Below are 24,246 nucleotides of genomic sequence, written 5' to 3' on the forward strand. Positions count from 1 at the left end.
TTTGTCAGTCCCTAATTAATCAGCGTCAGCTAATCGTCATTCATTTTTCCAGACTGATTCGCTTGTAGTAAGCGGCTCTATCCCTGGTGTTATGCAACTTAAATGCTCATTAGCGTACCTGCCATTCTTTGCAGTTTTCTCCCCACCTCTTCCATCGTGTAGAAGAATGTGAAAAATCGGAGTAGCTCATCCATTGGGTAATCTTGCTGCTTAATTTCTCCCAGGCGATTTAATTGCTCTGTAGCATTGGCAAGGGCAACTTCTATTCCTGACAGAGATAAACTAGGCTGGTGCGATTTGACTGCGGTTGCTAGGGTGAGCATTGCACTTTGAGTTTCTTCTGCCAGTTGAGTAATTTGAGGTGAGAGAATTTGCCAGAAAGTATCCTGCTGTCTAGCAAGTACGGTATGTTCCATTGTCAAGATGTGTTCCCAAATCCGGCGGATGAGAAACTCCCAAGCTTCATTGACGCGTTTTTCTGGCGGTTCATTTGTCTGTCCCCGCCTGACTTCCTGCCATAGCGATCGCCCCTTAATAAATGAACTAATGATACTGGTTTTTAACTCATCTACACGGGGGCGATCGTAGTTTCCTGTAAAGGCAGAGTCCACAACTAACTCATAAAACTCTTCTAAATCAGTTAGCGTTTGTGACAAACAACGCCTCAGTTCTACTCCAGCAGAGGCAGGAAAAATAAAGTTGTTCACCAACAGCGCCACAGCAATACCCAAGAGAGTTTCGAGAAAACGACCCCAAGCGTACAGCCAAGGCGATTGGCTGTGACTCAAAATCACGATCGCTGACACATACCCCGCCAATTTTGCCGCCTCATTGAATTTCCAGTAGGAAGTCAGAAAGATGGTTAAAAATACACTTATTCCCAGTGACCAAAAATTAGTACCCAGTACAACCGCAAACATGGCTCCACCCGTAGCACCAATCACGGTGCCAATTATTCGTTGAATTCCTAATAACAAAGTGCTGCCATGAGTAGATGACATCACAATGATGGCGGCGATCGCTGCATAAAAAGGATACTGCCATCGCAATGCCTGAGCAACTTCAAAAGAAATTGCCGATGCTACTGCCATTTTGAATGCCATTTTGGCTAGCAAAATCGTTGAGATGCCATCGGGAGTAGCAGCCCAAGTTTGCAATGCGGTGATGATTTTTTGCTGAGGCGATCGCTGTTTAGGTCGAAGACCGTTGGAGGGTTGTATCATAGGTATCGGGTTTATTTGATTGATGCAAGCCGCACACTCGTAGGGACACGGTATTGCCCATTGGTGTTAACTTAAGCTCAAATGCCTACCCTACAAGTGTTTTAGCCTTACCCAGGCGTTGACGTGAAGAGACTGAAGTTGTTTCATAAAGACAAGCGATCGCGATGACAATATTACTGATAGAATATCTAAAATGCGAGAACTTTACCCAGCAATTGAGCCTTACTTAGAAGGTAGCTTACAGGTTTCCGATCTTCATACCATTCATTTTGAAGAGTCAGGGAACCCCCAAGGTCAACCCATCGTTTTGCTGCATGGGGGACCTGGTGGCGGATGTCCAGCTTTTTATCGGCAATATTTCCACCCCAAAAAATGGCGATTAGTAATGTTTGACCAGCGCGGTTGTGGTCAAAGTACTCCTCATGCGGAATTACGAGAAAACACCACTTGGGATTTAGTCAGTGATATCGAAAAACTGCGTCAACATTTAGGTATAGAAAAGTGGGCAGTCTTCGGTGGAAGTTGGGGTAGCACTTTATCATTAGCCTACAGTCAAACCCATCCCTCTCGCTGCACAGCATTAATTCTGCGTGGGATCTTCATGCTGAGGCAAAAAGAGTTGCGATGGTTTTATCAAGAGGGTGCTAGCTATATTTTTCCTGATGCTTGGGAAGAATATCTCAAACCAATTCCCGTAGATGAACGTGATGATCTGATTGCAGCATATTACAAACGCTTGACCAGTCCAGATTTAGAAATTCAATTAACAGCAGCGCGTGCTTGGTCAATTTGGGAAGGTAGTACCAGTAGACTTTTCTTAGATCCAGAACTCATGCAAAAATTTGGCGAGAGTGAATTTGCTTCCGCTTTCGCTCGGATTGAATGCCATTACTTTATGAATGAAGGATTTTTGGAAACAGAGGATCAATTACTCTTAAATGTAGACCGCATCCGCCATATTCCGGCTGTAATTGTTCAGGGACGCTATGATGTAGTCTGCCCAATGATATCAGCTTGGGAATTACATCAAGCTTGGCCAGAAGCCGAATTTATAGTGGTTCCTGACGCAGGGCATTCGATGAGTGAACCAGGAATTTGCAGTGCTTTAATTGAGGCAACAGATAATATTTAATTCGGTTAGGTAATCTTTACCAGAATTCTACTTCGTCTCCGAATGTGCATACAGTCTGGGACTTGCTGCAATTGTTCGACGAGATTCATGCTTGTTAGTTATCCATTTTTTTCCACCCTCTACAAATCATTATTATTTTTCTCTCGTTGTATGGAACCACCTTACTTCTTTAGATAGAACTACAGCTGATTTTTCGTAATTGGCACGCTTTTTGCACTTAAAGCTGTATAGTCCAACTTTGTGAAGTTTAGTAAATCAAGATATGGTTACTCGTTCGGTGACTCATCAACAAAGCCTGAAAGCACTCGATTGGTTAAATGTATTTTTAGCAGATATTCAGGGCGGTGTCGGCCCGTTTTTAGTGGTTTACCTAACTTCAAGTCTGCAATGGAACCCTGCTCAGGTAGGATTGGTAATGACGATTTCAGGATTGACAGGGGTAATTGCTCAAACACCCATTGGAGCATTAGTTGATCGGTTACGCCAGAAGCGATCGCTAATTATGATCGCTGCTGTGTTAATTGCCATCAGTTCAATTGCCACTGTGACGATCCCATCATTTCCGATCATTACAATATCTCAATCCTTCAGCGCCATTGCTGGAGCATTTTTTGGCCCCACGATCGCAGCAATTTCTCTAGGATTAGTTGGACGAGGGGGAATTGAGTATCGCCTTGGGCGCAATCAGACTCTCAGTTCTTCTGGAAATGTAATAGCAGCCATCGTGGCAGGATTGATCGGCTATTTTGTGACTCAGGCAGGCATCTTCTACTTTATCGCCCTGATGTCAGTTGCAGTGATTTTCTGCGCCTTAAAGATTCGCAAACAGGACATTAACTATCGGCTAGCAAGAGGGGGTGACGATCAAGAAAGCAAGGAGATATGGGAAGATAGGAAAGAAAAAGTTAATGTTTCTAAGTTTACAACGCTATTGAGCGATCGCCGTCTACTGATTTTTGCCATCTGTGCAGTGCTGTTCCACTTTGCCAATGCTGCAATGCTACCCTTGGTAGGTGAAGTACTGGCTCACCATAAAGGCGGTAGTCCGCCTTTATTTATGTCTGCCTGCATTGTCACTGCTCAATTGGTGATGATTCCTTTGGGAATTTTGGTAGGACGACGGGCAAGTAAGGATCAGCGTAAACCGATTTTTCTGCTAGCGTTTCTGGTGTTACCGATTCGCGGCGTGCTGTATACCCTCAGTGATAATCCTTTCTTCCTGGTGTCAGTGCAATTATTAGATGGGGTAGGCGCAGGAATTTTTGGTGTGATGCAGCTTTTGGTAATTGCCGATTTGACTAAGGGAACAGGACACTTTAATCTGGCACAGGGAGCAATTGGAACTGCTGTTGGCATTGGTGCATCCCTCAGTAATTCCTTGGCTGGTTTTGTGGCAAAATCTGCTGGCTACAACGCTAGCTTTTTAAGTATGGCAGCGATCGCAGCGGCTGCCTTGGCTTTCTTTTGGTTTTTCATGCCCGAAACTAAATCTACAGCCTATCCAGTAAGCTCTCAGTCGGAGCTTGCTACATTTAGGGAATAGAGCAATGGTAGTTCTGCGATATCTCATTAGAACATTCTGATCGGTTCCTTCTTGGCATTAGTTATCTAGACTTTGCGAAAGCCTTAACACCACTTGCTTTGATATGTTTGGCGATTCAGGTAGCTTTGCTGTGGTGGTTATATCCAGAAGTGCGATCGCTTCACTCTTACTTAAAAGTGAAACCACCCCGTTATACCATTTCACTTTAAAGTTGATAAAAGTTGATACAAATAGGCGGAAGGGGCAGAGGAGAAATCAATTCAAAATTCAAAATGACACTCTCTAAGAGACGCTAAAAGCGTAGCTTGCCTCCTGCCTTCTACCTCCTGCCTCCTTCAATTGAAAGTCATTTTGTATTAGAAGCTACTCTTGTTTACCGGAAATTACTAGGATTTAGACGAGCGTCATTAGGCTGAGACTGACGACGAATTGCTACTCCCCTTCCTAAATTGTTTCCAGTACCTCCATCTTGGCGATCGAGGAAAGGTTTGAGATTAATCCCACTTCGAGATGAACTAATCCGATTATTACCACTGCCTAGAAGTGTGCGTCCTAAATTATATAATTCGTTGCTTCCACTACTGCGATCGCCATAAGTGTTAACGGCTATAGTCTGTTGTCCACTGTCAGCAGTAGTCAAGTTCTGAAAAATGCTATTGCGGATAACATAAGGATCTTTCCCACGCGGGACTGTCAGCACAATTCTACAGGTTGGATTCGCTTCAGTTGTAACGCAGACGATATTTTCGTTATTTTCGACAGCTGTCTGAAGTTCTTGTAAACCATCTGGGCGATAAAGTTCTAAACGACTGGCAATTGCTGCACAACGCTTTTGTGCATCCCAACCACCACCCAAAGCCGCAGGTGCAGCCCAAGGAAAGAATTGTCCTGGTTGACTTTGTGGCTGATACATGACAGTGTACTGACCATTATAAGACTGACAGGTAAACCGAGTTGTAGTGTTGGCTGAGGGTGAAGATGGTATACCTGTTGATGTGTCTATTGGGACTGGTGAAGATGGTATACCTGTCGATGTGTCTATTGGGACTGGTGAAGATGTCCCATCTGATGGTACTGTTGGCACTATTACACCATTATCACTAGTATCGGATTGCGCCATTGCTGCGGAATTGCTCAGACACAAAGATAAACCAAGAATACCCAAAGACATAAATCTCAGCAGTTGTGATGGCATAAATCATCCTCCAGTATAAATCGGTAGGGAATTGATAGTTTAAGTGACGAATAATTTTGTTTTTTGATTCATCAAAAACGCTATTTTTTTCTTCTCTTACTTTTTTCTCTTCGAGTAGCTTTTTCACCCGTGCTTGAATGTCTGCATGATGCCCCCATTTTAGTAGTCTGTCAAATTCATTTTGACGGTTAGAGAGAAGCGATAAATCGCCGTCTCTACAAGGAATTTATCCATCAATTAATTATTTATTGACAGACTAGTAGTGGTGTGGCAAGGCTAAAATATTGCAAAAAAATTGTAGGTTGGGTGGAGGCTTTGCCAAAGCCAACAAATATATTTCAGGATGTTGGGTTGCTACGTCTAATGCACTATTTTAAGCTTGCCATGCAAGTAAGCTGTCGTTTGGGATGCATAAAAAGGAGTCAAAGAAGTTTGAATTTGCTTTCGTCCACAATTCAGCTTGGTTTGAAACCAATATTCAGACAAGACGCTAAAAGCGTAGCTTGCTTGCTTCCCTGTAAGGGTACGAATACTCGCTAACTGAATTCTGACCGGAGGCGGAGCGTCTCCGGCTCCGCTCCTGAATTCTTCTTACAAAACGCAAAAAACCCCAGCTAAATTAGCCGAGGTAAGTCGAGAAGTGAGATTGACGATGAGATACAGCGATACTGAAATCGAAAAATCCTAGCTAACGCTCAAACCAACCAAAACTAAAGTGGTGACGATTAAAGTGGCAAAAAGACCCTGTAAAACGTATTTACGTTGCTCCCAAATTGCTGGGTACTCAGCGTAGTACATCTGGGGTTCAGCTGCGTAGTTGTTGAGAATGCCGTCTTCGTTAATGGTGGTATACATAGTTTTTTCTCTTCCTTGTTAACTTATATAACCAAATATAACTATTTTGTTACAAATCGTCAACAGAGCTTGACAAAAAAAAGACTAATAGTATTCATAAAGGTAACTTATCACGGGATCTGGAAAACCTCGCTTCCATTTCTAAAGGCTATAAAAATTAATAAAAGTATCAAATCTGAATTCCTTTTTTCTGGTCTAGTTGTTTAAAAGCGATCGCATGATGGCGGATATGATCTTCAATAAAACTGGCAATGAAATAATAACTGTGGTCATAGCCTTCTTGGTAACGCAAGTTTAGCGGCTGGTTAACATCCGCACAAGCTTGCTCAAATACCTCTGGTAGCAGTTGTTCAGCTAAAAATTTATCAGCAGTTCCTTGGTCAATAAGGATCGAGCTATGATACCCTACTTGCTTGACTAATTCACTAGCATCATAAGCACGCCAACTTTCTTGATTGCTGCCCAGATAACCACTGAAAGCCTTTTTACCCCAAGGACAACGCATAGGTGCAGTGATTGGTGCAAAAGCTGATACTGATTTATAGAGTTCTGGGTTTCTCAATGCACAGACTAGCGCCCCATATCCCCCCATCGAATGACCGAAAATACCTTGTTTTTCAGGTTGGGTAGGAAAGTTGGCGGTAATTAAAGCAGGTAATTCCTGGACGACATAACTATACATTTGGTAGTGTTCACGCCACGGTTCCTCTGTAGCATCAACATAAAAGCCCGCACCAGTGCCAAAGTCCCAGTCATCATCCTCACCTGCAATGCCAGTATTACGCGGACTAGTATCTGGTGCAACCACTATCAAACCGTACTCAGCCGCCAAGCGCTGCACTCCCGCCTTCGCCATAAAATTCTCTTCCGTGCAAGTTAAACCAGAGAGAAAATAGAGAATCGGCACAGGATTTTGAGTTGCTTGTGGTGGTTGATAGATGGTAAAGCGCATTTCCCCGTTACAGGTGGAGGAGTGATGACTGTAAAAACCGAGTTTGCCACCAAAGCTTTTATATTCTGAAATGAGGTTGAGGTTAGGCATTAATTATATTCTCTTATTTGACAACGAAATTAGCAGAACTTAACAGCAATGTGATGCAAATGTGAGTGAAATGCAGCGTTGCATATTTGCAGTAAATTGGAGCAGTAAGAGGATGTTTGAAAAGTATTGGGCGAATAGAATGACTCTGTTGGCGAATTAATAGGGGGTCTAACCCAATACTGCTCGGATAAGCAGGGGAGGCAGGGGAAGCAAAACTCAACGCCAGCCTCCATTTCTCCCCCGGCTATTGAACAGCTTGCCTCAACCAAGAAATTCCAAAACCTACGCAGTATTGGGGTCTAACCCATCAAGAGTTGACCAACAGTGTCTTTCTAATCGCCGAGGCAAGTCAGAAATTAGACTTTTCAAACAACCTCTAAGAGGATCTCTACATGGAACCCGATCAAATCCGGGGTGCGATCGCATCTCAATCAACCCTACGACTAGGTAACTTAGTCCCGCACCTTTTACAAAACCCAGCATCTAGATCGTGGAAAGCCAAACCACAACCTACACAAACTGTTTCTACCTGATTAGCAGTTTTCACCACTCGCTTAATTAAATCTCCCACTTGCCAAGGAATCAGTGCAATTCCTGTAAAAATCATCAATACTGTAAGCAAGCGTCCTAATTCAGAAATTGGAATAACATCGCCAAATCCAACAGTTGTCATGGTGACAACAGAGAAATAAAAGGCGTCCAAAAATGTACCGTAATTTTGAGGATTAACTGGATGCTCGACTTGATAAATTAAACCAGAGTAAATAAAAACAATTGCAAATAATGTAAATAATATTCGCGCAAAAATCATGCCATCTTCGGTGCTGATACTGGCGAATAAAAACTTTCTATCAATAAATCTAATTAATCGTAAAATCCGAAACCATCTTAGTAGGCGGATAAAACTAATATCTACCATTCCGAGAAAGAATGGTAAAATCGCCATTAAGTCAATAATCGAATAAAAGCTAAAAATATACTTAATTTTATTTTCCGCACTCCAGAGACGGAGCAAATATTCCACCGCAAAGATGATGACGATCGCAGTATCAGCGACATTTAACTCAAACCGCATATAATCAGGAATATTATATGTTTCTGCCACAAAAATTCCTGATGATATTAGCACCAAAGAGGCAAGTGTTAAATTAATTACTTTACCGATTGGTGTTTCTAGGTCTTTTAAGTAAAACTCTGTTTCTTGTCTGCTCAGTAACATATTCGACCATTAATACATCTTAATTTCCAGTTATAGCATTAGAAATACGATATTATTAATCATTATCCTTATGTTAACCCCAGCTTATATGAACCCAGAATATTTTATGCGTTTAGCTTTGGCAGAAGCAAAAGAAGGCGATGCGCCTTACGGTGCCGTGATTGTTAAAGATAACGAAGTCGTAGCTGTAGCTCATAATACTGTGAGGAGAGACAACGATCCATCAGCCCATGCAGAAATTAACGTTATTCGTAGTTTAACAGCTAAACTTAAAAACCCCTCTTTAGAAGGTTATAGCATATATACAACTGGTGAACCTTGTCCAATGTGTGCAACGGCTTGTGTTTGGAGTGGTTTATCAGAAATTGTATATGGTGCTTCAATTCAAGATTTAATAAGTGTAAATCAATCACAAATTAATATATCTTCTGAAGAGGTAATATCCAAGTCATTTAGGAACATCAAAGTTAAAAAAGGCGTTTTGAAAAATGAATGTTTGGAGTTATTTAAATAGGCTATCAAAAAACTCAATTGTCTCAATGTGTAAGTCATAATATGTTTGTATATATCTCATAGTTTTCTGGGTCATAGCAGCAAAAAATTATTCTTTGTGGACAACCATTCTTTTGTAGCTGTTCATCGCATATTTTCACTGCCACCTCAGCCGCTAAAGCTTTAGGATATTTATAAATCCCAGTACTAATGCAAGGAAATGCCAAACTATTAAACTCTTTATCTGCGGCAATTTGCATACATTTATAGTAACATTGGGCTAGAAGTTCAGGTTCTCCGTGATTACCTCCTCGCCATACTGGGCCTACGGTATGAATGATAAAGTTTGCGGGTAAGCGATATCCTTTGGTTAGTTTAGCATCGCCAATCTTACATCCTCTAAGTGACCTACACTCATCAACTAGGTCTGATCCAGATGCCTTGTGTATCGCTCCATCTACGCCGCTACCCCCAAGTAGACTAGTATTTGCAGCATTGACGATGGCATCAACTTCTAGTTTTGTGATATCACCCAAAATCACTTCCATAAAACAATTAAGCATAATCAAGACTAATCTACATCCTACGATTGTATTATGTAGACGCAAATAATGGTAGGTTTACAATTTCTAGCGATCGCCTAATTTTTTCTGATTTATTCAATCATTTTTTGTCTACTTTATTAATGCCTAATTTATCTCGGCTAATTCAAATAGGATAAATATGTATTTGCCCAAATAGCAGCTTGGGTGCGATCGCGCAAATTCAATCTGTTTAAAATATTTGTAACATGATTTTTCACCGTCCCCTCAGAAATGTAAAGTTCCTGAGCAATTTCTCGGTTACTAGCGCCTGTAGCAATTAACCGCAAAACCTCTTTTTCTCTAGGAGTAAGTTCAGCTAAACTAGATGGTACAGGCTGTGACTGGGTTGGTGCAACATGAGAAAATTGAGTCAGCAGCTTTTTGACTATACCTGGGCCTAAGTGAGTATATCCTCTATGAACAGCACGAATAGCAACAGCTAATTCTTCTGATGGTGTATCTTTTAATAAATAACCCATTGCTCCATGTTTCAAAGCTGCTGACACATATTCATCATCATCAAAAGTTGTTAGTACTAAAATCTTACTTGTGGGAAAACGTTTTTGAATCTCTCGCGTAGCTGCAACTCCATCCATAATTGGCATTCTGATATCTAGTAAGATTACATCTGGCTGAAATTTCGCAACCAAATCAATCGCCTGTTCACCATTTTCTGCTTCTCCAACTATCTCTAAATCTGGTTCTAGTTCCAATAACGCCCTTAATCCTTGACGAATTAAACTTTGGTCATCTACCAGCAACACTTTAATCATTATGTCAACCTTGCTAATGGAATATTAACTATAATTTTACAACCACAACCAAGAGCGCTATTAATATTAAAGTTACCTCCAAGTGCTAAAGTGCGATCGCGCATACTATGAAGTCCAAAACCAGTAGTATTTTGCCCTAAATCAAAACCTTTACCATTATCCTGAATTATCAATCGCAAATTACCTTTTGTCCTCGTGAGTTCTAGTTTAACCTCCGTTGCATCAGCATATTTAGATATATTTGTCAAAGATTCTTGAGTAATCCGGTAAATAGCGGTATTGATTTCAGGTGGTAGAGAATATTCTAGGTTGATTTGATAAATTGGTAAAATCCCGTTTGAGCGATAAAAATTTTCTGAAAGACTAGCGATCGCTCGTTCTAAAGATTGTTCTTGTAAGGGATTAGAACGCATAGTAGAAACAGATTGGCGGACATCTTTTAGCGCTTTTGAACCTAATTCCTTCGCGGTTGCGAGAAATGTTTCAGCCTTACCTGGGTTAGATTGCCATAGTTTTAAAGCAGTTTCTAATTGCAGATTTAAAGCAGTTAGAGAATGTCCTAATGAATCATGAATTTCACGAGCAATTCGGTTACGTTCTTCTAAAGTAGCTTGATTCTCAATTCGCATCGCATATTGACGGAGCTTTTCATTAGCGATCGCCAACTTTTCTCGACTATGCCGTTCAGATAATACTGCATTCATCATTAACAAAACAAAAACCAAGCTTAAGCCAAATACCAGGGACGAATTCAAAATCAAAAATCGATATCGTTCTTGTGCTTGTGGTGATGCTTGAAAATTGAATAACTGGTATTTGAGTTGTGTCGTCACCAGAAATAAGCTAAATGATAAAGTTGTAACGAATAAACGCCCAGGCAACTGAAAAATTAGACAACTACGAGTAACTAAAATTATGTAGAGAAAGGGAAAAAGCCGAGCAAACCTCTCACCAAAAAGTCCAGTTGTTAAAATCAATAGAATTTCAACAGTTACGTAGATAACCTTATTTATCTGGTTACTCCTGGGTAATCTTAAGCCCATTACTGCAAAAATAATCAGACTATAAATTGACAGTTCTGGTAATATACTACAAACTGACAATTCTGGAAATACACCACAAATCGATAGTTCTGGATTCTTAGGACGAAATTGCCGTAACGGAGGTGGTATCACGGCTGTCAATGCAGTGATCGCTAATAGTGTCCACTCCAGATAAAGCAGAGATGGAAAAGGATGTTTATTAATTTGAATTTGACGACTCATCAATCGCTTTACTCCAGTTATGAATGAGTTAATAGTTCAGATGTCTGAATGAAAATTGAGCAGCAATTTTCGGAGTTTAAACTTTTCGCTGACTGAGGAATTAAGATTAAATACAGGACATCAAAACATGAGGTGATCATCTAAAGAAAGATTTATAGCAATCCTAAATTATTTGGAAAATCACTCCAAACTCTTAACTTACCACTCCCCGCTCCTAACTATTTATTGTCAATCATATTTGTCAAAATTCAATCATGACTTTAGTCATGGGTATAACCATGACTTTCTCCTCATGTAACTACTAAAGATAAGTTCTTATGATAGTGGCATCCAACCAGGAAAAACCCACGAGATAAGTAATGAAACTAAAAGTATTATCGCTAGTTGCTGGAGCGATCGCCTTAACTTTAACTGCAACCTCCTTTGCCGTTCACGCCCAAACAGCCTCTCCTTCACCTGTGTTACTTGCACAAGGACATGGCCCCTGGAAAGATTTGAATCTATCATCTTTACAAGAATCCCAAATTAAGGACATTCACCAACAGACCTGGCAGCAAATTGAAAATACAGTTTTCACCCCAGCCCAAAAAGCACAGTTTGAGGCAGCGAAACAAGCGCGTAAGGCGGCGTGGCAAGAGCGTAAGGCTCAGGGTCAAACAGGTCAACAAACAGGTCAACAAACAGGTCAGCATCGTCATCATCGTCATGGAGGAGGTATTTTTGCTAAATTAAATCTGAGTCAAGCACAGAAAGACCAAATAAAAGCACTGAAGAAGTCAGAAAGACAACAGATTAAAGCAGTCTTAACCCCCGCACAGCAGCAACAAATACAGCAATTGCATCAAAATCATCAACAAAGAACTCCTGGATAATATCCAGCCTTTCAAAAAATATTTCATAAGTCTGAGATGGGCAACATTGCCCATCTCATTCCAAAATAGATTATGAGATTATAATGCAACCACTCACTGCTTACCAAAATCCGGCTCCTCGTCTGCAACAAGTTTTAGATATACTCGATCGCATCGCTAAAGCACAGGGGCGAGATGTTCCCCAAATTGTAGAAATAGAGAAATTGCGTTTCCTCTCTACTGGCACTTTTGGCAGAACTTGGGCAGACTTCCTCACTGAACACAATTTAAAATCCTTTACTACAGGTAGCCGCCGTAAACAACTCCATGATGGGGTTCACGTCCTTACAGGCTATGACACAGACTTCATTGGTGAAGCAGAAGTACAGGCATTTTTATTAGGAACCAAATTTAGCATAACTAACTTGATGCTAGGGCTAGGACTGTTGCGAGTCATTCATAAAAACCTAAATTCTCGACAACAATTTAGCTGGGACAGACTTTGGGAAGCATACCAACGCGGTTGTCACTCCCACTTTGACCCAGATACTTGGCAACCAGAATTACTCTGGCACTTACCCTTGACTGATGTCCAGGCAGTGTTTTCCATAATCAAAAATTAATAGACTTCTTGCAGAAGATGAGGAAAGGGGAAAAACTTCATCCCCTTTCCCTTTCCCTATTTATTCCTATGCCCCTCACGAGTAATTGAAAAGACTTCAACATTGGTATTGCCAGCAGGACAGGTACATGATTGAGCTTGCCAATCAATAGCAAAACTTTTGAGGTCACCATCAAAGGTGGTAGCAGGTGTTGTCTCAACATTGGTAATCAAGCAAGGTAAGTCTTCATCACAGGTTTCAGTCAGATGTACTGCATACCCTGACAAAGCATGATATCGAGCAGTTGATTTTCCCTCCCTCCCCTAATTAGTCGTCCCCGAAATTTGCTCAATACTGAATAATCAAAGCCATCAAAGATGCTACTTTCAGACATTCTTTAAGAAACTGCTGGGGAATTTCTACACTTTCTCCCCAATGCAGATGAACATAAGAGGCATGAACATTTGCAGGCAAACCCCATCCCTCGTATCCCATATTTTCGTCACAATCGTAGCGATAAGTTTCAAATAGGGGCTGAGTGGGAGTTAAGGTTAAATGGGAACGATGAAACTCATGTCCGTAAACAGTTGTATTTGCCTTTACTAACAGATTATTTTGCAAAGCTACTGCACGACGATACCCCAAAGTTAAACGCCCACCCATCACAGCAGATGTCGGTAAAACTCCCGCCATTGACCAAGATTTACCCTCAAAATCGATAATTTGCTCACATAGATACATCAATCCGCCGCATTCGGCAATTGTGGGCATTCCTCTAAGTATTGCCATTTTCACTGCATCGCGAACGCTGGTATTTTTTGCCAGTTGCTGGGCAAAAACTTCCGGGAAACCACCGCCAAAATACATTCCCTGGATATCTTTTGGGATGTCAGGATCTTCTAAGGGACTCCAGAAAACCAGTTCTGCGCCAAGCTGTTGCAGCAAATCGAGATTGTCTTGGTAGTAGAAATTAAAAGCGCGATCGCGTGCTACTGCAATTTTAACTGGGGATGAGGGGGATGGGGGGGATGGGGGGGATGAGGGGAGAGGTTTTGATTTTAATAAAGGTAATAAGCGTTGCCAGTCGAAGCAAGTATCTCCTAAATCGGCGAGGCGATCGATTAAAGTGTTGAGTTCGGGAAGTTCGGCTGTGGGTACTAAACCCAAATGGCGATCGGGAATTGCAATGTTATCTTGACGCCGCAGTACGCCGAGAATGGGTAATTGTAAAGGTTCTAGGGAATCTTTGAGGAGAGAGAGATGGCGATCGCTCCCGACGCGATTTAATACTACCCCAGCTATTTTAATTCGGGGATCAAAAGATCGATAGCCGTGAGCGATCGCAGCGACAGAACCAGAAAGGCGACTACAATCAATCACCAACACCACAGGCAAATCTAAAAGCCGCGCAATGTGTGCCGTACTCGCAAAGTCAGTCATTAGTCCTTTGTCATTAGTCATTAGTCCTTTGTCTTTTACAAATGACGTAGGCGCTTCTCTACGAGACGCTACGCGTAGCTTGCTTCCCCGTAGGGGTACGCCTTCCCGCAGAGTATGCGAAACTCCATCAAACAACCCCATCACCCCTTCCACGAGGGCATATTCACTCAGTTGACTATGATGGGCAAAACATTGCTGAATGTAGGCTTCAGAAGTCAGCACGGGGTCTAAATTGCGACAAGCACGACCAGTTACGTGTTGATGAAACATCGGATCAATGTAGTCTGGGCCTACCTTGAAAGATTGCACCAGGCGATCGCGACGGCGTAAAGATGCTAAAAGGGTCAGGGTGACTGTTGTCTTGCCTACCCCACTACGTTCCCCGGCAATGACTAAAGCCATAAATGAAACAAATTAGGTTTTTATGCAGCAACTATTTTGACTGTTAACTGTGCGTCTATGTCGCTTTTGCAAAAGCAGATACACCAGTTTCTCAAACCAACTAACTCAAACTTATACCAATTGGAAACAAGAAAACCAGCCAATTAGGTGAGTTAGGCTGAAAAAGTCTGTTTAATAATATGGTTGGAGATTAGATAGCAATAAGCTACTAGAAAAGGAACGTTTTATGATAACCGTGCATCATCTCAACAACTCGCGATCGCAGCGTGTGCTGTGGCTGCTGGAGGAATTAGGTATCGAATACGAGATCAAATTTTATGAACGCGATCCAAAGACGATGATGGCACCAGAATCGCTGCGCCAAGTCCATCCCCTCGGCAAGTCACCAGTAATCACAGATGGAGATTTGACGATTGCTGAGTCGGGTGCGATTATCGAATACCTAGTTAATCGCTACGGTAATGGTCAGCTAGTCCCAGCATCCGGTACGCCGGAGCATCTGCGCTATACATATTGGCTACATTACGCTGAAGGCTCGGCAATGCCCCTGCTGGTGATGCGGCTGGTCTTGGATAATTTCGGGGCGGGAGACAGCAGCGTGGTTAGCGGATTCGTCACCCCTCAAATAAAACTTCACTTTGACTACATAGAAAGTGAACTCCGTAAAAATACCTGGTTTGCAGGCGAAGAATTTACCGCCGCCGATATCCAAATGAGCTTTCCCCTGGAAGTAGTCGCTATGCAAAAAGAAGAAGTTCAGAACTGGCCAAAGCTGAAAGAATTTGTCGATCGCATTCAGACGCGACCTGCTTACAAACGCGCCCTTGAGCGTGGAGGCAAATATGACTTCTCGTTTCAATAATTCGGGGAAAGTAAATCCTCATGTTGATTAGGTGTCGCCTGGGGGAATACTAAATTGGCGAAATTAGCGAAAACTTCCACCCGACTGGGGGCTAGTTGGTTTCTGATTGAAAGTAAATTGGGCTATCAAGGCGAGAACCAAAGGGAAAAGCAAAAATGGAGCATTCGTCACCGATTCGGTTACAGCGCACTTTCACACCTGGAGAAGCCTGGGGATTTAGTGTTGTTGGATTTCTCACTTGGCTGACACTGGCTCCCACAGTTAATCAAGAACTGGGTACAGCAGCAATGTGGGTTTGGATTCCCGGTGTTGTGGTGGGGATGCTATTAAGTCTACAAATGCGTCAACTCGGTAACAGGTGGCAAAATGTCTCCGGCGGCACCCCAAGCTATGTGGCTCGCTTGCTGCCCCACAATCCATTAGTGCGAAGATATATAGGTTTTGCCTACTATTTGGGTTGGGTATCGTTTCCCCCAATCAATGCGATCGTCCTCACCGATCTGCTGCAACATCATCTCAAAACCCTGGATCTGACTGTGCCAGATAAACCCTTTGAAATTTGCTTCACGCTTGTTGCCTACCTCATAGCGTTTAGTGGGTCACGAACGCTGGCAATTTTGCACCTTTTCTTTGTGCTACCTTCAATCGGCTTTCTTTTCCTATTCATTGCTCAAGGCTTAGGCTGGTTAGCATTGGCACCGGACAGTCCCGGCTTATTGCCGTCTGGCTTCAGTGGCATTAGTTCTGCCAACTGGCTGAAGTGGTACTTATACGCAGCTTATGCTTTCTACTCCTCTGAAACCGCCAGTGCCTTTGTTGCAGATAGTAAAAAACCTGCGGATACACTTAAATTCCTGTCGTGGTTTGCCTGGTTAATGCCTTTCGTTTACATTGGGGGTAGTTGGGTCTTGATGCGACTGGTGAGAGATAAATCACTCGGTTCTGATCTCTATACCAATTTAGTGGCAGCAGCTACACCGTTTTGGGGATCTCAGACTAGTTTTTTAATTACCCTATTGATTACCTCTAGCTGTTTGTTGGGAACTGCCACAACGGTGTGTAATACACCCCGGATTCTGTATCAGGGGGCGTTAGATGGAAATATGGCTTCAGTATTTGGGGTGGTATCCCATAGAGGAGCGCTAGAACCTGCCCTCATTTTCACATTACTAAGTAGCTTCCTGTTTTTGGCATGGGGCGATGTTAACCGCATTTTAGTGATCTCTGGAGTGTGCTGGTTTGTGGCAATTATGCTTGTTCATCTAGCGTTATGGCTGCGCCGCAAAGATCCAGATGTCCGATGGGGGCGCTGGTCACTTGGAATTCTGTTGATAGAATTTATTGCTTTAGTGGTTGGAGGGGTTGCTTGGGGTTGGCAAGATTTCCTGATTGGTATGATGTTGCCGATCGCTCTAATTGCCCTCGATATGATCATTCGTCGCATTCCCTTCGCGCCATTCCGGCCAGCCTGGTGGGAACGACTGCACACAAAACCCCACCACTTAACCAAAAACCGAGATTTTCTGGTTGTTCAGGTCAGCATTCTCATTTTTCTCATCTGTGCTGCATCAACAACTAGCTGGCTCGTCTGTGCCTGGATTCGGCCAGCGAGTAATGCCACCAATTCCGAAGTTCTGATTATTGTATTGATGACGCTGGCATTTGTAGCGGTAGCGATCGCTTGCTGGACTTCACTGCCTCAAGTTATTGCTATTGACGAACTAGCATCTCTTACAAGTATACAAGCTACACAGCTCAACCAAACCCTAAGCGAACTGAAAAATGCTCAGGTGCAAATGGTGCAAAACGAAAAAATGTCCAGCCTGGGTCAACTGGTGGCAGGGATTGCCCATGAGATCAACAACCCAGTGAACTTTATCCACGGCAATATTGACCCCCTGAATGAATACACTCAAGATTTGCTACGGATGCTCCACTTCTATGAACAGCACCATCCCAGCGATGACCCCGAAGCTCGCGTATTAGCCGAGGAAATTGATCTGGAATTTGTCGTAGAAGATGTGCAGAAGATGCTGTCTTCGATGAAAATGGGAACCAGTCGAATTCGTAGCATTGTGCTATCGCTGCGGAACTTTTCGCGCATAGATGAGGCGGAATTTAAGCTAGTTGATATTCATGAAGGTATTGAAAGTACCCTATTAATTCTCCAATATCGTCTCAAAGACAAACCAGAATGTCCGGCAATTGAAATGATTCGAGATTATGGCAACTTACCCCAAGTAGAATGCTATCCAGGACAACTCAATCAAGTCTTGATGAATATTCTAGTAAATGCCATCGATGCCCTCGATGAAGTAAATGCCTTACGTACCTATGAAGAGATTAAGGAAAATCCCAGTCAAATCAGCATCCGTACCTTAGTAAGCAGTTCGCAATGGGTGGAAATTGCGATCGCTGATAACGGCTTAGGAATGCCAGAACATATTAAAAACCGCATCTTCGATCCCTTCTTCACCACTAAACCTGTGGGTAAGGGAACAGGTATGGGTATGGCGATCAGTTATCAAATCATTACCGAAAAACACCGTGGCAAATTAGAGTGTTTCTCCACCCTTGGCCAAGGAACCGAGTTTATAATTCAATTGCCTATCCGACAACAAGTTTGTTAAGCAGTCTCTCAAATAGAAAAACCCTCCAGATGATTGAAATATCCAAAAATCTGAAGGGTTTGCATTTAATTGTCGCAATTTGGGTAACTTTTATTGTTTCCAGGCGAAACTAACTATTTGTTGCCAACTTGAAAATATTCGCTGTAATTCCCAGACTTTCTTCAAAAAGTGACTCGCGGCCCCAACGTTGTACCTGCTGACTCAGCAAGGCTTCCGCCTTTTGCTCTGAAAGCGAAGTTACCTGTTGAAACAGACCGGCAGATTGGGCACCGCCGTGGGTTTCCATCCGCATACAACCACCAGTTTCGGAGCAAATAACTGTACCACAGTCTGCCTTTGGATTGGTCGAACTGAGGCGCAAAGCAATCAAATCGCCAGCAATCTCGCCCACATCAGCCAGGGGAACACCCGCTAATTCTGCTTCTACTTGCCGTTGGTCTTGGGCAATAAAGTGAATGCGAGTGATGTCATAATCTCCGATTTCCTTTTGATAGGAAACTGGCTGCCATTCTAGACGACTTGCCAACCAACCCAAAAACAGCAATGCTTGTGCGGGGTTGCCTTTTTCGTAATCAATAGTTACTCGGTCAACTTCCCGAAGGGCAGCCCGACGGTTAGGTGAGTCGTAGGCTTCAGCCGTCAATTCCTGCCAGGCTGAGAGACGACGCCAGTTGAGGTCAGCTAGGGGAACCCCACTTTCCACCAATTCTTGCAGGCGGAGTAAATCACTTTCTGGCTCGTTAAAGCGGCAAGAATCTACAATCACATTATTGCAGACTGCTGCTAGCCGCTTAAATAGATTGTTGTTGGGGACTGGTGTTGCTTTCCACCAAAGAAACTTTGGTAAGCCGCCAATCAATAAAGCTGGCAGCATGCCACCTATACGTTCCAAGGCAGCAGCAGTACCACTCAGAGTTATGTATTCGCAACAGATTAGTGTACTTGACGATTGCTTTTGGATGGGACAATAGGCAGAAACTTGAGCCTTGACCCCTTCATCTTCGCCAGTAATGGGAAATAGGGCAATAATCCGACAAGGGTTGCGGAGGGCGATTTCATCAGCAATTCTGGGGCTTGGGGCATTTAAGCTGGGGAGTTCAATAGAACCATTATCCCCCGTAGCCCCGTTTCCTTGACGTTTAAGGAATTCTTCTCTCAAGATAGCCAAGGTTTCAGGTGTTGCTGTTCCTGTATCTGGCAGTGCATATTTTGTCTGCACTTGCCGCAAGGCAGCTTCCATCTGAGGCCCTAAAATCCCGTCAAGCGGGCCGTTGTAAAATCCCAAAGTAGCCAAAAGATACTGGGTTTCTTCAGGTTCGTAAACCACTAAGGTAAATGTCGTGGCCCGAGTAGCAGCAGGAAGCCCACCATCCTCGCCAGTAATGCCGTAACTTTGCCAAATTTGATTCAGTTCCGTATCTATTTCGTTAAGCGAAATATCTTTTGGCGCCTGAAGTGAATAAATTGTCGAAGCTTGGGGAGCCATAGTAGTTTTGAGTTGTCAGCTTTGTTTGTTGAATAAGTTAGGAGTTATAAGTTAGGAGTTAAAAGTTATAAGTTAGGAGTTAAAAGTTATAAGTTAGGAGTTAGAATCACTGAAATTCTTAACTCCAAAACTCATAATTGATAACTTATCATCTCTTAACTCATCACTCCTAACTCTTAACTCCTAACTTTCTAGAGTCTGCGCCAGCGACGGCCATCTTGGTTAATTAAGAATTCTGCTTCTGCTGGTTCCCAGGTTCCGGCTTCATACTGGGGAATAGTATTTGCGTCGGCGGGTGCATCCCAAACGGAAAGGGCTGGTGTTACTACCTGCCAAGCTGCTTCTACTTCATCCGCGCGGGTGAACAATGTTTGATCGCCCATCATACAATCAAGGAATAAGCGATCGTAGGCATCGGATGTTGCTTGAATGCCAAAGGAACCATAACTAAAGTCCATGTCAACGGAACGAGTGCGGAATTCTGCCCCTGGCATTTTCACATCAAAACGCAGGGAAATACCTTCATTGGGCTGAATCCGCATCGTCAAAATGTTGGCGTTTGTCTGTTGGGCAGCAGATTGGAACATCCGAGACGGAACTTCGCGGAAGTGAATGGAAATCTCACTGACTTTTTTCGGCATCCGCTTACCAGTACGCAAGTAGAAAGGCACACCTTTCCAGCGCCAGTTATCTACCAAAAACTTCATCGCTACATAAGTGGGTGTGGTGGAGTTAGGATCAACACCTGGTTCTGTCCGATACCCTGGCGCTGCTTGACCCTTCATCCAGCCAGCACTGTACTGACCGCGTACTGCTGACCGCGACAGATTGTGAACATCAGCTAAACGAGTAGCTTGGAGTACCTTCACTTTTTCTGTGCGGATGCTGTCGGCATCCATTGCGTTGGGTGCTTCCATCGCCGTTAGACAGTAAAGTTGCATGAGGTGGTTTTGCAACATATCCCGGAGTGCGCCGGCGCTTTCATAGTAACCAGCCCGGTCTTCCACTCCCACGGTTTCTGCTACGGTAATTTGTACGTGGTCAACAAATTGACGATTCCACAACGGCTCAAAAATCGCATTGGCAAAGCGAAACACCAGCAAATTCTGGACTGTTTCTTTACCCAAGTAGTGGTCAATACGGTATACTTGATTTTCTTTGCAATATTTCTGTACCACTTGGTTAAGACTCTGGGCAGAAGCCAAGTCGCGACCAAAAGGTTTTTCAACTACTAGACGATGTTTGTAGGGATCTTCTAGCATCCCGGCGCTTCCTAGCTGCTTAATCGCTTCAGGAAAGAATGAGGGGGCAACTGAGAGGTAGAACATACGATTACCTCGCGTACCCCGTTTTTCGTCTAATTCACCCAATAAGTTTTTTAGTTTTTGGTAGCCTTCGGGGTTGTCTATATCCCCAGGGCTGTAGAACAGACCTTGAGAGAAATCTTGCCAGAGTTCTCCTAAATCGACATCAGGATGGGCTTCTTCCATGCCCTTTTGCATTTGTTCGCGGAAGTACTCATGGCTCCATTCTCGACGTGCCACACCGACAATGGTGGTTTCTGGGGGAATACGCCGTTCTCGCCGCAATTTGTAAAGTGCTGGCACTAGTTTGCGCCAGGTGAGATCACCAGAAGCGCCAAAAATGACTATAATCTGGGGTTCGGGCATCCCTTGTTGTTGCAGACCAACGCGCAAGGGATTTTCTAGCAGACTAACCATAGGAATTTTGGATTTTGGATTTTGGATTTTGGATTGGGGATGGGAACTGGGTATTGGGGACTGGGTATTGGGTATTGGGTATTAGGAAAATTGTTTACCAGTCCCTAGTCCCCAGTCCCCAGTCCCCAGTCCCCAATACCCAGTCCCTACACTGGCGACAATACCTTGATCTTTTCTTCTAAAGAGTTCATCAAGGACTGGAAGGGCTGGATAAACTTGTCAATACCTTCGACTAACAGTTCATCCATTACGTTATCGATATCGATGTTGATGTCGGGATCTTTGAGGTTTTCGATCAGTGTGTAAGCTTTGTCTACATCTGTTTCTAAGCTCTCGCTGACGTTACAATGATCGGCACAAGCTTTAATGGTCGCTGGTGGTACGGTGTTAACGGTGTCTCGACCAATCAACTCTTCGATATACATCACGTCTCTGTAGTTGGGGTCTTTGGTGCTGGTACTAGCCCAAAGTAGCTGTTGTACTTTGGCTCCTTTTGCTGCCAACGCTTGCCAACGCTCGCTTCTAATGATTTTCTTGTATTCCTGATACGCAATCTTAGCGTTAGCGATCGCAACTTTCCCTTTGACAGCTTTTAGCTTTGCTTCCACGGCAATATCATCAACGCCTTTTTTCAACTTAGCATCAATCTTGGCGTCAATGTTGCTATCAATCCGGCTGAGGAAGAAACTGGCGACTGAAGCAATTCTACTGATGTCTTTACCTTCAGCCAGCCGTTTTTCTAAGCCCTGAATATAAGCCCAAGCTGTGTTTACATAGCTTTCTACAGAAAACAGTAGCGTAATATTGACATTTATCCCATCTGCTATTACCTGTTCTACCGCTGGCAAACCAGGTTCAGTACCGGGAATTTTAATCATCAAATTTTCCCGATTAATTTCTTGGAAATAGCGCCGGGCTTCGGCTATTGTTGCTTCAGTATCATGGGCAATGGTCGGCGGTACTTCAATACTCACATAACCATCTAGTCTATTGGAGGCTTGATAAAGAGGGCGTAAAATATCACAGGCATTACGGATATCTGCAAAAACTAGGGATTCGTAAATTTTGGATGTCGGTAAGCCAGACCGAATTCCGGCTTCGATATCGGTATCATAAATAACGTTACCAGCGATCGCTTTTTCAAAGATCGCTGGGTTAGAAGTAATCCCAGATATACCTTGATTTTCAACCAGTTCTTTGAGTTCGCCTGATTGAATAATGTCACGGGTCAAATTATCCAGCCAGATACTTTGACCGTATTGGTTAATTTCTAGTAGATGATTGGTAGCCATAGCTAGTTTATTTCACTCCTGTATAGTGATGCTTCTAAGTAAAGTTGGCAAAACCCATCAAATATTGATGGTTACTTTTGAATTGTGGCGTTGCCAATTACTTATCGCATCGGCCAGCTGAGATAATCCTTAATTGATCTTTAAAAAGCGCTATTTTGCATTCCCAATCCTAAATCACCATGATTAACGTTTAATTAATGGCAGATGCTAGACGCATCCTGATACTTTTGTCTCTATCTTCTAGTCCAGCATGGCAAAAATAACTATCCAGTTGAAAAAAGTTCAAAAATTTAATTAATTTACAAGCTTTTTTTCTCCTGTCTCTGTCTTGAAAGTGCTGAGTGCTGTACATGGATAGCGGGGCGTGTAGTTAGTGCTAAGTAAAAATACTAGTCCCCAGTCCCCAGTCCCTTTCTCATCGGTACTGCCTTCTCACACTAATGTCCGTTTTGAATAAAAGACTCCACTTTTGCGACATCCTCTTTGCTACCAATAATTAAAGGCGTGCGCTGATGCAGTTTTTTCGGCACTACATCCAAGATATCCATTAGTCCGGTGGTAGCACGACCCCCTGCTTGCTCAATCAAAAAGGCCAGAGGAGCGGTTTCATAAAGCAAGCGCAATTTCCCTTCTGGATTTTGAATTGTACCGGGGTAGAGAAACACGCCGCCTTGAACCAAAATTCTATGGATGTCGCTCACCATTGCGCCGCTATAACGAGCGCTGTAGCCTTCTGTACGATGAACGTAGCGGATGTATTCTCGAATGGATTCTTCCCACTGCCAGAAGTTACCTTCGTTGACGCTGTAAACAGAACCGTGCTTAGGAATACGGATATTTTCTTCTGTGAGAATAAACTCTCCTAAGCTGGGATCAAGGACAAAGGAATGAACGCCCTTACCTATACTATAAACCAGCATTGTGCAAGGCCCATACAGGATATATCCAGCAGCAAGCTGCTTACGTCCATTGGTGAGAAGGTCAGTTGCTTTACCATCGCTATCAGTTCCTTCTTGTTGGCGAATGGCAAAAATGGAACCTAAGCTGAGATTATTATCAGTGTTGGATGAGCCATCAATTGGATCGTAGAGCAGGGTATAGCGCCCAATGGGGCAATTTTCGGGGATGTAATAGGGATTTTCCATTTCTTCAGAAGCCAGGCGACAGACTAAGCCGCTTTGCTTAAACACTGAGATAAATACATCATTGGCATAGACATCCATCTTTTTGACGGATTCGCCTTGGACATTAACTTCCCCAGTAAATCCGAGAACGCCTTCCATTAAACCAGCACGACTCATGCGGCGAGCAACCAGTTTCCCAGCGAGGGCAATGCGATTCATCAGCGCACTTAAATCCTGTGCATCTGGCGAAAAACTCTGAAGTTGCTGGAGGACGTGACGAGATAAGGTTGTACAATCACGATCTAGAGCTTTGTCTGTAGAGTCGTAAGTAGATAAGTCTAAAGATTCTGGCGTTTGAGCCATTTTTATGTTCTCCGCAGCCACTAGCTGTTAGTTAGGTGTTAGTCGTTTATGGCAACTTATAGTTGCTGCTTCTATCTTAGAAAGGTAATTTGATAACTTAGATGCGACTTTAGATAAACTAAAGAAATGAATTTTCAGTGACCCCACGCC

Annotated in this window: 22 protein-coding genes; 7 read left to right on the forward strand and 15 right to left on the reverse strand. The window is 43.1% G+C overall.

Translation table 11 applies throughout. From position 1 onward, the window contains the following. Positions 1-98 precede the first annotated feature (98 nt). Positions 99-1,223 carry an FUSC family protein gene (locus tag V7K67_RS05270; protein ID WP_334732933.1) on the reverse strand — a complete coding sequence of 375 codons (1,125 nt, stop codon included), beginning with the start codon at positions 1,221-1,223 and terminating at the stop codon, positions 99-101. 193 nt (positions 1,224-1,416) lie between these two features. On the opposite strand from V7K67_RS05270, the gene pip reads away from it, so the two are divergent. After that, positions 1,417-2,355 carry a prolyl aminopeptidase gene (gene pip / locus V7K67_RS05275; RefSeq protein ID WP_335165518.1) on the forward strand — a complete coding sequence of 313 codons (939 nt, stop codon included), beginning with the start codon at positions 1,417-1,419 and terminating at the stop codon, positions 2,353-2,355. Between the two features lie 262 nt (positions 2,356-2,617). After that, the gene (locus tag V7K67_RS05280; RefSeq protein ID WP_334711353.1) at positions 2,618-3,898 is read left to right on the forward strand and encodes an MFS transporter; all 1,281 of its coding nucleotides are present in this window, start codon (positions 2,618-2,620) and stop codon (positions 3,896-3,898) included. A gap of 57 nt (positions 3,899-3,955) precedes the next feature. On the opposite strand, the gene V7K67_RS34295 is transcribed toward V7K67_RS05280, so the two are convergent. The 5 genes from V7K67_RS34295 to V7K67_RS05305 form a co-directional block, all read right to left on the reverse strand. After that, complete coding sequence (locus V7K67_RS34295) at positions 3,956-4,084, reverse strand: hypothetical protein (protein WP_442943755.1); 129 nt, start codon at positions 4,082-4,084, stop codon at positions 3,956-3,958. Between the two features lie 187 nt (positions 4,085-4,271). Further along, positions 4,272-5,093: a COP23 domain-containing protein gene (locus V7K67_RS05290; RefSeq protein ID WP_334732932.1), complete on the reverse strand. Its 822-nt coding sequence runs from the start codon at positions 5,091-5,093 to the stop codon at positions 4,272-4,274. 684 nt (positions 5,094-5,777) lie between these two features. Continuing rightward, positions 5,778-5,948: a photosystem II assembly protein Psb34 gene (gene psb34 / locus V7K67_RS05295; RefSeq protein WP_334732931.1), complete on the reverse strand. Its 171-nt coding sequence runs from the start codon at positions 5,946-5,948 to the stop codon at positions 5,778-5,780. Between the two features lie 169 nt (positions 5,949-6,117). Next, positions 6,118-6,990: an S-formylglutathione hydrolase gene (gene fghA / locus V7K67_RS05300; RefSeq protein WP_334732930.1), complete on the reverse strand. Its 873-nt coding sequence runs from the start codon at positions 6,988-6,990 to the stop codon at positions 6,118-6,120. 427 nt (positions 6,991-7,417) lie between these two features. After that, entirely contained in the window at positions 7,418-8,209 is a 792-nt protein-coding gene (locus tag V7K67_RS05305) for an ion transporter (RefSeq protein WP_334732929.1), read from the reverse strand. An 88-nt stretch (positions 8,210-8,297) separates the two neighbouring features. Between V7K67_RS05305 and V7K67_RS05310 the strand changes: the two genes are divergently transcribed. Continuing rightward, on the forward strand, positions 8,298-8,723 hold the full coding sequence (locus V7K67_RS05310) for a nucleoside deaminase (RefSeq protein ID WP_334711374.1): 426 nt from the start codon (positions 8,298-8,300) through the stop codon (positions 8,721-8,723). Positions 8,724-8,757: 34 nt separating this feature from the next. On the opposite strand, the gene V7K67_RS05315 is transcribed toward V7K67_RS05310, so the two are convergent. The 3 genes from V7K67_RS05315 to V7K67_RS05325 form a co-directional block, all read right to left on the reverse strand. Beyond that, entirely contained in the window at positions 8,758-9,264 is a 507-nt protein-coding gene (locus V7K67_RS05315) for an O-acetyl-ADP-ribose deacetylase (protein WP_335165521.1), read from the reverse strand. Positions 9,265-9,404: 140 nt separating this feature from the next. Further along, entirely contained in the window at positions 9,405-10,058 is a 654-nt protein-coding gene (locus V7K67_RS05320; protein ID WP_334732927.1) for a response regulator transcription factor, read from the reverse strand. Next, positions 10,058-11,323 (reverse strand): sensor histidine kinase, encoded by a 1,266-nt coding sequence (locus tag V7K67_RS05325; protein WP_334732926.1) that lies wholly within the window; start codon positions 11,321-11,323, stop codon positions 10,058-10,060. Before V7K67_RS05325 ends, V7K67_RS05320 begins: the two co-directional genes overlap by 1 nt. 359 nt (positions 11,324-11,682) lie before the next feature. On the opposite strand from V7K67_RS05325, the gene V7K67_RS05330 reads away from it, so the two are divergent. Continuing rightward, positions 11,683-12,195: a P pilus assembly/Cpx signaling pathway, periplasmic inhibitor/zinc-resistance associated protein gene (locus V7K67_RS05330; RefSeq protein WP_334711362.1), complete on the forward strand. Its 513-nt coding sequence runs from the start codon at positions 11,683-11,685 to the stop codon at positions 12,193-12,195. Positions 12,196-12,278: 83 nt separating this feature from the next. Beyond that, positions 12,279-12,797, forward strand: coding sequence for a Coq4 family protein (locus tag V7K67_RS05335; protein ID WP_334732924.1), 519 nt, complete (start codon positions 12,279-12,281; stop codon positions 12,795-12,797). A 56-nt stretch (positions 12,798-12,853) separates the two neighbouring features. Here the strand turns inward: V7K67_RS05335 and V7K67_RS05340 are convergent, their stop codons facing one another. Next, a complete protein-coding gene (locus tag V7K67_RS05340; RefSeq protein WP_334711364.1) occupies positions 12,854-13,063 on the reverse strand; it encodes a hypothetical protein in 210 nt (69 codons plus the stop codon). 61 nt (positions 13,064-13,124) lie between these two features. Continuing rightward, positions 13,125-14,618 carry a cobyrinate a,c-diamide synthase gene (locus V7K67_RS05345; RefSeq protein WP_335165524.1) on the reverse strand — a complete coding sequence of 498 codons (1,494 nt, stop codon included), beginning with the start codon at positions 14,616-14,618 and terminating at the stop codon, positions 13,125-13,127. Positions 14,619-14,844: 226 nt separating this feature from the next. Here V7K67_RS05345 and V7K67_RS05350 point away from each other — a divergent pair, with 226 nt between their 5' ends. Continuing rightward, positions 14,845-15,480 carry a glutathione S-transferase family protein gene (locus tag V7K67_RS05350; protein ID WP_334711366.1) on the forward strand — a complete coding sequence of 212 codons (636 nt, stop codon included), beginning with the start codon at positions 14,845-14,847 and terminating at the stop codon, positions 15,478-15,480. A 155-nt stretch (positions 15,481-15,635) separates the two neighbouring features. Further along, positions 15,636-18,110 carry an ATP-binding protein gene (locus V7K67_RS05355; protein ID WP_335165526.1) on the forward strand — a complete coding sequence of 825 codons (2,475 nt, stop codon included), beginning with the start codon at positions 15,636-15,638 and terminating at the stop codon, positions 18,108-18,110. A 109-nt stretch (positions 18,111-18,219) separates the two neighbouring features. Here the strand turns inward: V7K67_RS05355 and opcA are convergent, their stop codons facing one another. From opcA to fbp, 4 genes are all read right to left on the reverse strand, one after another. Beyond that, on the reverse strand, positions 18,220-19,596 hold the full coding sequence (opcA, locus tag V7K67_RS05360) for a glucose-6-phosphate dehydrogenase assembly protein OpcA (protein WP_334711368.1): 1,377 nt from the start codon (positions 19,594-19,596) through the stop codon (positions 18,220-18,222). A gap of 191 nt (positions 19,597-19,787) precedes the next feature. Then, entirely contained in the window at positions 19,788-21,317 is a 1,530-nt protein-coding gene (gene zwf / locus V7K67_RS05365) for a glucose-6-phosphate dehydrogenase (RefSeq protein WP_334711369.1), read from the reverse strand. Positions 21,318-21,463: 146 nt separating this feature from the next. Further along, on the reverse strand, positions 21,464-22,609 hold the full coding sequence (gene tal / locus V7K67_RS05370) for a transaldolase (RefSeq protein WP_335165528.1): 1,146 nt from the start codon (positions 22,607-22,609) through the stop codon (positions 21,464-21,466). Positions 22,610-23,046: 437 nt separating this feature from the next. Beyond that, positions 23,047-24,096, reverse strand: coding sequence for a class 1 fructose-bisphosphatase (gene fbp / locus V7K67_RS05375; protein ID WP_334732920.1), 1,050 nt, complete (start codon positions 24,094-24,096; stop codon positions 23,047-23,049). Between the last annotated feature and the right edge of the window lie 150 nt (positions 24,097-24,246).

The organism is Nostoc sp., from assembly GCF_036917155.1.
Classification (GTDB): domain Bacteria; phylum Cyanobacteriota; class Cyanobacteriia; order Cyanobacteriales; family Nostocaceae; genus Nostoc.